Below are 13,539 nucleotides of genomic sequence, written 5' to 3'. Positions count from 1 at the left end.
TCGTAAAAAGGGCTTATACGCCCTTTTTATTACATCGAAATGTTATGCAAAGCAAAGTATACAATAGAATAGTAGTCATAGATTCTTCACTGCATTGGTTACTTGAACTCGCGCACGCCAATGCGTATTTGAACTCAAAATCTTACTCAAGAACTCATAACGAATATATTTATACCGTTCCTGAACATAGCTATCCTTTTCTACTTTAATATACAACCCCTCCATTAAACCTGTTAGGTCGGTTTCTTCCAGCACTCTTCCGGAATCAACGCTTGCCACTCCTTCTACATTAGCTTTCAATCTAGCTAGCGATTCAGAAGATATAAAGGCAGAAGCACCAACCAAAGCTTCAAGCTCTGAAGCATTATCAAACACTTGGTGTGCGATAACTCGAACCGAATGAATATAATCATGCCCCCTGAATAGAGATTGACGAGCTTCAGTAGATAAAAACTGCTCTACTCGTCGATCATAAACATCATATTCCATAAAATACGCAGGTAGCGCGTCGTAGAAAATAGTGTGTTTTAGGTACAACCATTCTCCAAACAGAATAAAACGCTGACCTAACAGCTCCCATAGTTTTTCTATATTGGAGTACACCCATTGCTTTGCCAAAGAAAATTCATCACTCGCCTCAATAATTGAGCCCCTAGAATAGAAAACTGGCTCAGTTGGCCCCTTAAAAAATATACCGAGTTGCGAACCATCCATTTTTTCTTCAATAAGCAACTTAACTTTCTTGCCTTCAAATAATTTAATGCGTTTAAGTTCCTCAAGTCCCTTTTTTAGACCATGAGAAAATCGAAATTTCGACCCATCAATATGATGGGTCTTTGGGTATGTAACGATATCCGTCAAAATATTCATAACACTATACTCCAGAGCGCTCTAACTAAAAGAGCGCTTTACGACTGGTAAAAACACCCTCTGTTTTTATAATTTCATAGTCTTCATTAATAACAATAAACCTGTGAGCCTCATTCGGTGTTGGCCATTGTGCCGTTTCCAGTTGGCGAGCCAACACTTCGTCTGGCACAGCATGTTCCCGGCTTTTATTCCCTTCGTAAACAGCCTGCTCTGGCAATTGAAAAACAACCAATGTCACCATTGCATGGTAAGCACAGCCGATATCGATCACTTGCTTGCGAAAATCAAACCTCAGGCTTGTTGCATCCCACACAACTTTGTGACCTTGAGATAGATGCTGTTTCAGGCGCTTTTTGGCTTCCTGCAATACCTGCCCCTGGATTTTTTGATTTGCCCTGTTGCCGCCTAACTCTTCTCTCAGATCATCAAGAGAAACCACTTTGTAATCTGGCAAACTGTTTTTTATCCAAGTTGACTTTCCGGCTCCCGAAGGCGCACAGACAACCACCAAATGACTGTAGTCATCACGATATTCAAAGGATTTCGCAATAGCCTCTTCTGGCATTGTAATTACTCCTTCCTCCCTATCTTTAATGGCCTTGGCATAAATAAAATCGCAGGTCAGCGCATCAAAACTCGTTACCTCGGATTCAAGAAAAAGCCTCCATTCTTTATACGCATCGCTGTCACTCCCCCAAACATTGTATTCCTGGCAAAACAACTTGAACTGTTCCAAATAATCCAGCTGAATGCTTTTGTCCGGGCAGTTTCGCCCCGTCATATCTGCTACTTCCAGGTAGTACAGCAATTCACAATCTGCCTTGCGTGAAAGCGCCAAATAAGCGCCCTCTGGCCGATTTCTGACAACCAGAAGCTTCGGCATATGATGCTCACCTACCAAGCCAAGGATGCTTGAAATGACTTCATGGGAAAGTCCTTCACGCTCTAAGGCACACAGTTTATAGGCAAGGTATGAACGACCATTATCTTCATGACCTGGCGAAATCACACGCTCAACTCCACGAACTTCCGCACGCCTAGTACATACAGGCTTACCAATATCGTGCAGTAACGCAGCGAGAATTAGGGCTTGCCTGCGCTCACCGTGAATATCGCAATAAGCAGTACTTAATATTTGATAAAGCGCTTCCAGCACCATACCTGTATGAACATGAACATCGCCCTCACCATGCCACTCCGGGTCTTGCTCTGTGTTTTTTAATTGGCTTAGTCTTGGCAATATACCTTTAAGCATTAGTACACATTCATCAATACGAGGAGAGGCGCTTCCTTTAAGTTCTGATAACCATAGGTTCAACTTGTTATTCATTGTCACTCTCCTCATACGTATCCTCATTGCTATTCACACAACTCTCGTGAGAGCCAGCTAGCTTGTTGGGTACAACATCACCATGCATCCAATGCTGATCTGTTTTCACGTGGTTTGTTCTCACCCACTTTGCAACACTGCTCCCAAACTCCCTGTAAGGAAAAGCATCAACCAATCGAACTACATAACCTTCACACTCATTGGTATCAACCTGAATGGATTTCACCAAGTCTTCATCCCATACTCCCTTATAGAATACTTTTGGCGTGACTAAACCAAGCAAGTCACACCATTCCATCGTTTCGCTCCAGCTTAGACAAGTGTTATTGCTGTCCCAAATCGAGAACACGTAAAAATATGTACTTAAACTGTCATAGTGTATTGAATGCTTTGCATAAACATTCTCACCGCATAATCGCCAACCTTCAGGTATTTGATACTGAATTTGTGCATGTAATCGTTTTACCCAGTTTCTTGATGAGTGGTTCCTGCTATCAATAGACCGTGCATGAATATGATCACAATACATGGTGGTGTTTTCACCATCCAATTTCTCAGTAACAACTACCTCTTTTCCGCCAAATACACCAGCGGAAGATGCTCGGATATCGTCATGCGTCCATCCTGGTGACCAGGGTAAATGCGGTGTTCTTGGGTATTTAAACCTTTTCATAATCCTATACTCCGTATTCACTTTTCCTCCATTCCAATGTCCCCAATACGATTTCAACAGGCGACAAGAAGCTCTGAATAAATAACTTCAGTAGAATGGATGAATCCTAATTGATGTTTCTCTTGTTCTTTAAAAGGTATAAAACACAGTGATTACATGCCCTTACATTTAGTTTCCTAAACGCTCCTAACGCAAAGCGATACCAGCCCTAGCCGCTAACACAGCAGGGAGAATACGCGTTAATTTATAAGGGCTTACAAAATCAAGATAAACCTGACACCTAAATTAAAGGTGCAGGTTAACGACAAACCAATAAGGTTAGCAGTAAGTAGACTGGGAAGCCCATTTTTTAAAACATAACAAATTAGTAAACAAATGAACCTCCTATAGAATTGAACGTGGATTTGAAGCGCGCTATGGTACGTGTGCGTTTTATATAATTCAAGCTTTATTAAGTGAATAATTGTGAACTCATATCCAACCAAACCAATGAAGCCGCGCATAGACGCTATACGCGGCTTACACTTTAGATTAACGAGAATCGATATTTTATTACATGTTTGACAGAAGTTGACCATAACTTCTTTTCACACTTGCCCAGACTATTTATTTGTTCGATCTGCACCGTAGAAGGATCAACAAAAAAGTTCGCCATTTTCTCTACCCAAAGCATCAATACCTTTTCAATGGAGCAAGCCAGTTCTTTATTCGCCGCCTTCGAGAGTTTGCTTAAGAATAGCAATTGTTTCCATTTATTCATTTTATGAGTCGTTCTAAGCAAGGCAGGATAAACACCAACCGACTTCTGACCAAGAAGAATAGTTTCAAACTCTTCCAAAGATATAACCAGATTGCTCTTTTCCAGCATCCTGGCACATTCCTTAACTATCTTTGGTGAGTCGTCCATCATCATTCTCTTCAAGATACTAACTAAATCAGTCTCTTCAGCAAAAACATAACACGCTCTTAGGGCTTGCAAGCGCACGCTTGGATATTCTGAGTCTAGCTTAGGCAACACTTCACTTAAGCTAGCCTTCGAGAACAATTCCATTAAACCCCATATCGCAATTTTTTGTTTACGAGGCATTTCTGTATTTAATTGCTTTAGATAAACATCAACACAATCAAAACCACTTTTCTTCAATTGAAAAACGGCCGCCGAACGCACACCAGTGTGCGAGTCAAACATCAGCTCTTTCGCTACCTGAAGAGACTCATTTTCAGCAAGGCGCACCAACTGACGGAATGCTTCACTTCGTACTCTTGCTGACTTATCTAATATCGAGACCTTACCTAGAATATGACCATCTACTTCTGACACCTGTTCAAGGCTTGAAAGACCAAACTGCCGAACACGGACATAACGACTAGCCAGGCAAAGGTCGAAAAGTGCTTTTTTAGAAAAATGCTCTGCTCTAGCCAACAGCTTCGCTGAATATAATGCTGACTCAGCAGAGCTTTTCCTAAGGGCTTCCTTAAGTGCATCAGGAAATAGACAAAGCTGTTTTTCTATTTCTCTAACAAAGCTAGAATGCTCACTTCTTCCGCACTGGCGCAAATGATAAAAACGATTTAATTTTTTTGCATAGTATATAGCCGACGACTCAGACAACATGTCTGTCAGGATTTCTTTTGCTCTGCTCCTGATTATAGGCACCCAATCATTTGTTCTTATAATTAGTGCCTCTACCGTATCTTCAGACGGGAAGCAAGATAGCGCCTTAACAGCCGCTTCTCTGATATAACCATTTGAGTCTTTCGACTGACTAATTAGCTGCTTTTCCCGGCCTTTTGATACAAAAGTATCTTTTGCTATTCTTTTCTCTTCACTGTTTTTGTATTCCATAACAGTACTTCCTTTAATCCAAAACGATAAAAAAGATTTTCAAAAGACAAGAGGGTGTGAGACGCCTTGGTGCTCTACCACTGAGCTACGCTTCCACTGTTAGAAGCGGCGGGATTCGAACCCGCGACCACCCGATTAAAAGTCGATGTAGTCCCACAGGCATTCTTTTGAAAACCTTAGATTTGGTTGACTCTTCTTACAATGACAAAAACAAGTTATTGAGAGACATTTTTCGGTACTCTACCAATGAGCCACGCCCCCACTGAAGGGTAAGCGGTGGGAGTCGAACCCACTCCTCCGAACCTGGATGTAGTCCCACAAGCATTTCTTACCTGTGCAAGAAAAGTCAACACAAAAAGAGAGGCGACAAAAAATTGATGAAACATATTTCCCATAAATGTAGTTCCATCAGCATTCGCCTCAAAACCTAAGCACTTTGAACCTGGTCGGAAATTACCTTTTCCCAATAATTAGGGATTCCACCACCGTCAACAAATTGCGCAATAACATTAAACACTTGGTCAGAAAAACCACCTATATTAAGCACATCATGGCTGGATTTCGCCTGAGATGTTCCGTATGGTTGCAAGTCAGTCAAAACCAATTTTGCATTTGGGTTTCGCTTTTTAAACACCGCCCATTCCTTAGATATTTTTGTTCTGCCGCCAAAGTAGCCTCGATCAGCCCACGATTCATTATCGGAAAAATAAATTACTGTGTCAGCTTTGGCTCGACACATATTTAGTTCTTCGAGAGGCAAACCGCAAGCAGTACCTCCACCACCGTATTTTGCTAAATTATGTGCGACCGTAAAAACACTATCACGATCATTCAATCTAGCTCTATGAACTTGGGTATCAAAGGGGATAATTTCTACATCTTGACCCGTTTTTAACAATGCCGCGGCAAACAAGGCGGCGACATCAATACAACGAACCGTCGATGTAGCCCCAGGGCGATACCCCGTCACAGGAGATTGCATCGAACCGGAAACATCAATGAGTACGTAAGTCTTTCCCTTCAGTACAGGCACGTTACTCAAAGCATGCTCCATAGCATCTTGCAAAGCATCTCGAATAACTTTTGGCACATCTACCGCAGCGTTAAATGCGGACATTAGCTGATAGGGAAATACCTTAGATTTTTCAATTAATGCTTTATTTCGTAAACGATTAGCCATTTTAATCGTTAGCTTTTTATCATCAAAACATCCCTGTCGATTAAACGTATTCAGGTTCATACGTGTCATCTGCCAACCACCGTTTTCAGCAATGCTTTTCCAGGTATCTGCATCCAGTTCCAAACCGCTTAATAAACGAAAATCTACATTTGGGACTTTTGACGCCACTCCAGATTTAAACCTCTCGAACTCTTTTACGCACCTAGGTAGATTTTCGAACTTATATTCCTTATTAACGATGTAAGCAAACAGCGCCTCTTGCTCCAAATCTACTGGCGCAGGATGAACCATCTTAATTACATCAGATAAAGATGGAGATTTTCCCACTGAAGCATTCAACAACTGCTCCGATTTTTTATTTCTTAGCCAGGCCGCCACCATCTTCTTAGGTGCTGAACCTAATGATTTTCTTCCCACAACGCCAGAACGCATAATCTGAACAAAATTTCTTAACATCTTCCCGTTATCAATAACCTGAAAAAAAGTCCGCTTAAATAATTCGGTATCCTTCATGCTTAACACCGCCAGCAACAATGCGGGACTATCTTTCATATACGCATGATTACGTGCATATATCGCAAGCTGAGATAAAAACCTTGCGTCAACCTTATTAGCCAAATCGATAACTGTTTGCAGCTGTTTTTCATCAGTCGCATAAAAAGTACCATTTAAACACCCTGTTACGACGTATTGAGCCAAAGCCTCTTTATTAGAAAGAGCATATGCTTTTCCACCGGCTTCGTTTACCGAATCAGCTTTAATACCTCGAATTTTAGAGAACAAATTTTTATTAGCCATTTCTCTATTCCTTCAATCTCATAAATAGTTACCAGGTACACTACAAGCACCGTGCCAAAAAAGATAAAAACAATAAAAGAATTTTTAACCTATTGATTTTTATAGATTTTATTTTGACGCACCAAAATTTCACCTATTCATTTAAGAGCATCATTACAGTAAATTTATATCCTTATAGATAGCCATCTATCTCTATAGATACTTTATAAAACCATGCATCATATATCCAAACTTATGGAGATTTAACACTTAAGCTTTTAAACTAAGGCCTATCCACACTTAGAATCACCACAGACCCATGGCAAGCAAAACTCGACACTTAAAAAAACAAAACCTGCTAATTAACCCACCCCACTTCCTGGATACCGGAGTTCAGTACGAAGTCATCATGGGGTCAATCGCCTATGGAGTATCTAACGATAATTCAGATATGGACATTTATGGCTTTGCTATCCCACCAAGAGATACGGTGTTTCCGCATCTGCAAGGCTATATCCACGGGTTTGATCAAGAGCTAAAGCCCTTCAACCAATTTCAACAACATAAAATTCAAGACGCATCTGGCAATGCTGGAAAAGGGCGTGAATACGACCTCACCATATACTCCATCATTAAGTACTTTCGACTGCTTGCGGATTGCAACCCCAATATCATTGACACCCTCTTTGTTCCGCGCCGCTGCGTGATATACAGCACCGCACTGGGTGAGCTTATTAGAGAAAACCGCCACCTGTTTTTGCATAAAGGTTGCTGGCCAACCTTCAAAGGCTACGCTTATGCTCAGATGCATAAGATGAAAACTAAGCAGCCCGAAGGAAATAGAGTCAAGCTCATTGAAAAGTACGGCTATGATGTAAAGTTTGCCTATCACGTGGTACGCCTGCTCAACGAAATTGAGCAAATTATGGCTGAAGGCGATTTGGAGCTAGACAAGAACAGCGAACAACTAAAGGCCATACGAAGAGGAGAATGGAACCAACATCAGATTGAAACCTATTTTTACGAAAAAGAGAAATCTTTGGAAACTCTATACACCAATAGCACCCTACCAATCAAAGCTGACCACAACGCAATAAAAGATCTACTATTACACTGCCTTGAACAGCATTACGGCACACTAGAGAATTGCATATCCTCTCAGGATAAAAACACCAAAGCACTTAATGAAATCAAGAAGATAGTTAGCTCACTATCTCTATAAAAGATAAAAAAATGGAAATAAAAAAAGATAAACTACAGGAAATTGAAAACCATCTTCAAAACCTGGAGCGAGAGAAAGGCATTACCATTCTTCACGCGGTGGAAAGCGGCAGCAGAGCCTGGGGTTTTCCTTCGCTAGACAGCGACTATGACGTCCGGATTATTTATCACCATGAGCACGAGTGGTACATCAGCCCTTTTGAGAAAAAAGACAATATCGAAATCCCCATTACTGACGACCTGGATATTGCAGGCTGGGATATTGGAAAAACACTAAGCCTCCTATACAAAGGAAACGCGACTGTACACGAATGGCTAAACTCCCCCATCGTGTATTTCAGCAATCAAGAAAAGCACTCATTATTGAGAGATTTTGCAGCTAAAGAATTCAACGCCGCACCGGCGTTTTACCACTATATCTCCCTAACCAAAAGGAAATTTCTTGAACCTCAGACCCAATTTAACGCAAAAGCCTATTTGTATGGTTTACGCGCTTTATTGTGCGCAAACTGGATAGCAGACAGAAATACTGCTCCTCCTGTTCTTTTTGAAGTTTTGACAAAGACTTACCTTGACACAAACCTCAAAAACGAACTGAAAATCGTACTTCAAGATAAAGCCAAGCAAAAAGAGAAAGATGCCTTTGCAATCCCCAAAAACCTTTGGCAATACAGCTTAGAAACCTACGAGCAGGTATCCGAGAGTTTTTCAGAGAGAAAGAGACAAGGAAAACAAAGCGATTACGAACAACTACTCAGGAAAATAGTTATGTAACCGCCTTGGATATTGGCAAGCTTAGTGAGAGACACTCACCTGCCAAATCTTTTCATCGCGCTTAGTAATGGAAATCTGACAACGAATAAACGCTTGAATAACAGAAGCATTAGTTTTTAGATGCAGACTGGGCTCAAGCGTAGTAAAGCTGCCTCCACCACCTAACACTATTGGTAATAGCAATTGATCCGCCAAATGCTCACCTACCACTGCATTTGAGTTTAAGTAGCGATCCATTTCCGATATTGCCTTGTCCGCTACTTTTTCTGCTGAAACACCTCGCTCGCCGATCACTTCAACCACTTCTGTCATATTTTCATATTCAGCACGTAAAGAGAGAATATTTCCAGGGCCAACAGACTTTACTAACCGTTTATGCAAACTCTCAGTCTGCAATGAAAAGCGATTAGCAACACTCCGCAGCTCTCTATCCACCACATGCTGAGGAATTTGAGCCGAAGTTGCGACCGCACTTACAGACAAAAGGTCACCACGCACTTCATTTTTGTATTTAGCAATCCTACCAACAGGCGTAATGCGCGCCTTCCAAGCACCACCACCTGCAGGGTAAAACCCGTAGCGATCCAATATTGCTTCCATACAAACGCCCATCTTGCTTAACTCGGGAAAAAAGGAGTTCTGAATAAAGTCAAAGCTCGGAGCCATACCGTTATGCGTCCCTCCTTCAAGCAATAATTCACTGTCACCACCAGTCAGTAACAATGGCAAATACACCGTTTGAAATACCAGCGTAGTACTTCCAGCAGAACCCACAGCAATGTGATATTTTCCCGGCCTCACCTTACCAGGAGTAAACACAACGCTTTGAGAACCGAGCACCGCCCCTTCCACTTTTGCATCACAGATTTCCTGCGCAGCCTTTAAACAAGTTAGATGCTGTCGTAATAACCCAGGCTTTTTCCTACCTGAGCGTATATTTTTTATTGTTACCGGCTCCCCCAAGCACATTGAAAGCGTTAAACTGGTACGAAAAACCTGCCCTCCCCCTTCGCCTTGTGAGCCATCTATTATTTTCATTTTATATCCTTAATGTAGGTAGCCATCCGTAGCCTCTTTGTCCATTAAAACACTTCATTTCAAAATTAAAGATATCCCTATCACCCTTTAATACCGAACCAACTTTGCAGCTGGAAACTTCCTGTCACTTAGATCCTGCCTCACCAAGAACCTGCTTACCCCTTAACACATACAACTTGCTTCAACGTATAAACCACTTCCACCAAATCCTTTTGTGCTTCCATGACCTTTTCGATTGGCTTATACGCCGACGGGGTTTCGTCAATCACGCCTTCATCCTTACGGCATTCCACTCCCTCGGTCGCTTGACGATGCTCTTCCAATGAAACTAATTTTTTTGCTTTAGTTCGTGACATGATTCGTCCTGCACCATGACTACAACTACAAAAGCTTTCCTCATTACCCAATCCGCGAACAATGATAGATCTCGCCCCCATACTTCCTGGAATGATACCCATCTCACCTTCGCGAGCACGAACAGCACCCTTACGGGTTACCAGAATATTTTTTCCGTAATGGTTTTCACGGGACACATAGTTATGATGGCAATTTACCGCCTCCATTCGCGCATCAAACTCTCGATGCAGCGTATCTTTAACCGCACCAATAACACGCGCCATCATTACTTCCCGATTAATTCGCGCAAAACTTTGCGCCCATTCAACCGCCTCAACATATTCATCAAAATGCTCAGTACCTTCAGGCAAATACGCCAGGTCAGAATCTGGAAGCTGAATATGCCAACGCTCCATATCTCTTTTTGCCTTCTGAATAAAGTGCGTACCAATACGGTTACCCACTCCACGAGAACCGCTATGCAGCATTAGCCATACGCTATCGTGTTCATCCAGGCACATTTCTATAAAATGGTTTCCGGTTCCCAACGTCCCCAAATGGTTAATATTGTTTGTGCTTTTTAGTACTCGATGCTTTTCAGTTAGCACATCAAACTGAGCCGAAAGCGGCGCCCATGCTCTCATTACATCTTCCGGGATATTTGCCCAAGCACCTTTATCGCGACCTCCCCTAGCATGAGCAGAACGTCCATGCGGTACCGCACGCTCAATCGCATTTCTAATTGCCGCCAAATTATCTGGCAGATCAGAAGCCTTTAAGCTGGTACGCACAGCCATCATTCCACAACCGATATCCACACCAACGGCCGCAGGAATTACAGCACCTAAAGTTGGCACCACACTCCCAATGGTCGCCCCTTTACCCAAATGAACATCTGGCATTGCAGCTATCCACTTATGAATAAAGGGCAGACGGGCAATATTTTTTAGTTGCTGTTTTGCGTCTAACTCAAAAGAAACACCTTTAGTCCACGACTTAATTGGCACCCCACCGTCTTGCATTACTTCATAAGCATGTTCAATCACTGCTTTTTCCTCTTTATTCATTTAATTCACGCCTCTCATATAGCGAAGACAATGCCAAGTTTTCATAAAGGCCCCAAAACAAACTGTAACTCATTGTTTTGCTTATATTTTTTAAAAAGACAAAAAATTAGACCATAATCCACCCTCTTAAAATAGCAAGCAAATATATCTTTTTCGATAGCCATCTAATATATTTGATACCTTACACATGCAAGGAGAACCCATGAAAACTGTCGCTATCAGCATACTCGGCACCGTGCTAGACAAACGAGGCAAGCGCAGTAAGCGTTGGGACAAATGGCGACCTACGGTTTCTATGTTCCAACATGATGACCTACTGATAGACAGGCTCGACCTTGTACTAGACAAAAACCACCAGCGCCTTGCAGACCAAGTAACAGAAGATGTTCAGCACGCCTCACCTGAAACCAAAGTAGTTCATCACTACGTTAATTTTGAAAACCCGTGGGACTTTGAAACGGTTTACAGCGAGCTTCTTGATTTTTGCAGAGGCTACACATTTAAACCTGGCCGAGAACAGTACCTAACCCACATCACCACAGGCACACACGTTGCCCAAATATGCTTGTACCTTTTGACGGAAGCTGGCTATCTCCCCGGCAAATTACTTCAAACCTCTCCCCCCAGAAAAGAAAGTGGCAATGCGGGTGAATACCAAATTATCGATTTGGATCTTTCAAAATATGACCAAATTGCTTCCCGCTTTCAAAAAGAACACACAGAAGGCACCTCTTACTTAAAAGGCGGCATTGAAACCAATAATAAAAAATTCAACGCAATGATTGAGCAATTAGAGAAAGTCTCCATTCGCTCAACCGAACCTATTTTGATAACAGGCCCAACTGGGGCAGGTAAATCTCAACTAGCGCAACGGGTATACGAACTTAGAAAACACAGAGGCAATCTGGAAGGCAACCTTGTTGCAGTTAACTGCGCAACATTGCGCGGTGAAAATGCCATGTCTGCACTCTTTGGCCATAAAAAGGGGGCATTTACTGGCGCAACCACTGACAGACCCGGACTATTAAAAGAAGCAGACCAAGGTCTTCTCTTTCTCGATGAAGTTGGCGAGTTAGGCCTGGACGAACAGGCTATGCTGCTGCGAGCAATAGAAGATAAAAGGTTTATTCCGTTTGGCGCAGACAAAGAAACCAGCAGTGATTTTCAGCTTATTGCCGGCACAAATAGAGATTTAGCAAAATTTGCCCGCGAAGGCAAATTCAGAGAGGATCTACTGGCCAGAATAGACCTATGGGAATACTGCCTTCCCTCCCTAAGAGAAAGGCCAGAAGATATTGAACCCAACATTGAATATGAGCTTGAGAAATTTGCCACCAAAAGAGGTCAGTTAATCAGCTTCAATAAAACGGCTAGAGACATCTACCTAAGATTTAGCCAATCCCCCGAAGCAAAGTGGTCCGCCAATTTCAGAGACCTGAATGCAAGTATTACCCGCATGGGCACTCTGGCCGATGGCGGGCGCATAACCGCAAACTTGGTAAAGGAAGAAATAAGCCGATTAAAAGCAAAATGGAAAACTTCTACCCAAGCAGGTGAAAACCAGGTTGAACAGGCAAGAGAACTGTTAGGTGATGCAAGGTTTAGCCAACTCGACCTTTACGACCAAATTATTTTGGCTGGCATTACAAATGTATGTAGAAACTCCAGCTCTATGGCCGAAGCAGGCAGAACACTGTTTAACTTAAGCCGTACAGCCAAAAAATCGACCAATGATTCGCATCGCATTCGACAGCTTCTGGAAAAATATGGCGTTTCGTTTGATGAGTTGCGGTGAGGCACTATTACAACGTTGAGCTTTGTAGCTTCTCTGCCTGTTTTGGCCGTTTAAGCTTCTTCAATGCTTCTACAGCGGTGGCCTTCAATGCTGGAGCCATATAAAAGTTCTTTCTACGCCGCAACTTATTAAAAATTCTTAACACAGCCATGGCGTCATATTGGACTAAATATGACGCTAGCTCCTCGTCCACCCAGTAATGGTCAACAGCTTGCTTATAAAGAGCCCTCTTCAACTCTCTAAGGCCAGATAACGGTTTGTCACGTATTTGTCACGCAACTTCGGTGACAACAAAAAGCGTTGCGGGAGAGTTAGAAAAAATTACTGAGTTTTCGACCAGCTAATTAACACGATACCTATGAGTAAATGAAGTTTCAGGTTAAGTTTTTGGCGTTGGGATCGGGCCGCTCTCGGCATCCATGCCTACGCGGCACGCGGGCTTCCTGCCCGCGACCGCTGAGCCAAGAACCATCTCTCTGAACTTCTACAGGACAAACAAAAAACCCCCGTCCGATGGACGAGGGTTTTGTTTGTTTGGTGGAGCCTAGCGGGATCGAACCGCTGACCTCAACACTGCCAGTGTTGCGCTCTCCCAGCTGAGCTAAGGCCCCGAATTGAGGAGGCGCATTGTA

The 13,539-nt window shown here is 42.5% G+C and carries 10 protein-coding genes and 1 tRNA gene; 3 read left to right on the top strand and 8 right to left on the bottom strand.

The window, feature by feature from the left end; genetic code table 11:
* Positions 1-75: 75 nt before the first annotated feature.
* From P5V12_RS06645 to P5V12_RS06625, 5 genes are all read right to left on the bottom strand, one after another.
* Positions 76-870: an RNA ligase family protein gene (locus P5V12_RS06645; RefSeq protein WP_316956564.1), complete on the bottom strand. Its 795-nt coding sequence runs from the start codon at positions 868-870 to the stop codon at positions 76-78.
* Positions 871-895: 25 nt separating this feature from the next.
* Complete coding sequence (locus P5V12_RS06640) at positions 896-2,200, bottom strand: AAA family ATPase (protein WP_316956563.1); 1,305 nt, start codon at positions 2,198-2,200, stop codon at positions 896-898.
* A complete protein-coding gene (locus P5V12_RS06635; RefSeq protein WP_316956562.1) occupies positions 2,193-2,873 on the bottom strand; it encodes an RNA ligase family protein in 681 nt (226 codons plus the stop codon). The genes P5V12_RS06640 and P5V12_RS06635 overlap by 8 nt, the downstream gene beginning before the upstream one ends.
* A 526-nt stretch (positions 2,874-3,399) precedes the next feature.
* The gene (locus P5V12_RS06630) at positions 3,400-4,719 is read right to left on the bottom strand and encodes a hypothetical protein (protein ID WP_316956561.1); all 1,320 of its coding nucleotides are present in this window, start codon (positions 4,717-4,719) and stop codon (positions 3,400-3,402) included.
* A gap of 427 nt (positions 4,720-5,146) precedes the next feature.
* On the bottom strand, positions 5,147-6,697 hold the full coding sequence (locus tag P5V12_RS06625; protein WP_316956560.1) for a hypothetical protein: 1,551 nt from the start codon (positions 6,695-6,697) through the stop codon (positions 5,147-5,149).
* A gap of 298 nt (positions 6,698-6,995) precedes the next feature.
* Here P5V12_RS06625 and P5V12_RS06620 point away from each other — a divergent pair, with 298 nt between their 5' ends.
* Together P5V12_RS06620 and P5V12_RS06615 are read left to right on the top strand one after the other, a co-directional pair.
* Positions 6,996-7,898, top strand: coding sequence for a DNA polymerase beta superfamily protein (locus P5V12_RS06620; RefSeq protein WP_316956559.1), 903 nt, complete (start codon positions 6,996-6,998; stop codon positions 7,896-7,898).
* Between the two features lie 11 nt (positions 7,899-7,909).
* Positions 7,910-8,671 (top strand): nucleotidyltransferase domain-containing protein, encoded by a 762-nt coding sequence (locus P5V12_RS06615; RefSeq protein ID WP_316956558.1) that lies wholly within the window; start codon positions 7,910-7,912, stop codon positions 8,669-8,671.
* A 21-nt stretch (positions 8,672-8,692) separates the two neighbouring features.
* Here the strand turns inward: P5V12_RS06615 and rtcA are convergent, their stop codons facing one another.
* Positions 8,693-9,709 (bottom strand): RNA 3'-terminal phosphate cyclase, encoded by a 1,017-nt coding sequence (gene rtcA, locus P5V12_RS06610; RefSeq protein WP_316956557.1) that lies wholly within the window; start codon positions 9,707-9,709, stop codon positions 8,693-8,695.
* A 155-nt stretch (positions 9,710-9,864) separates the two neighbouring features.
* On the bottom strand, positions 9,865-11,112 hold the full coding sequence (locus P5V12_RS06605; RefSeq protein ID WP_410483323.1) for an RtcB family protein: 1,248 nt from the start codon (positions 11,110-11,112) through the stop codon (positions 9,865-9,867).
* A 202-nt stretch (positions 11,113-11,314) separates the two neighbouring features.
* Here P5V12_RS06605 and rtcR point away from each other — a divergent pair, with 202 nt between their 5' ends.
* Entirely contained in the window at positions 11,315-12,907 is a 1,593-nt protein-coding gene (gene rtcR / locus P5V12_RS06600) for an RNA repair transcriptional activator RtcR (RefSeq protein ID WP_316956556.1), read from the top strand.
* A 535-nt stretch (positions 12,908-13,442) separates the two neighbouring features.
* On the opposite strand, the gene P5V12_RS06595 is transcribed toward rtcR, so the two are convergent.
* Positions 13,443-13,518: transfer RNA gene (locus P5V12_RS06595), tRNA-Ala, on the bottom strand.
* Positions 13,519-13,539 lie beyond the last annotated feature (21 nt).

It is taken from the genome of Teredinibacter sp. KSP-S5-2 (genome assembly GCF_032773895.1).
GTDB lineage: Bacteria > Pseudomonadota > Gammaproteobacteria > Pseudomonadales > Cellvibrionaceae.
The sequence above is the reverse complement of the archived record's forward strand: the minus strand, read 5'-3'. Positions and strand labels throughout refer to the sequence as shown.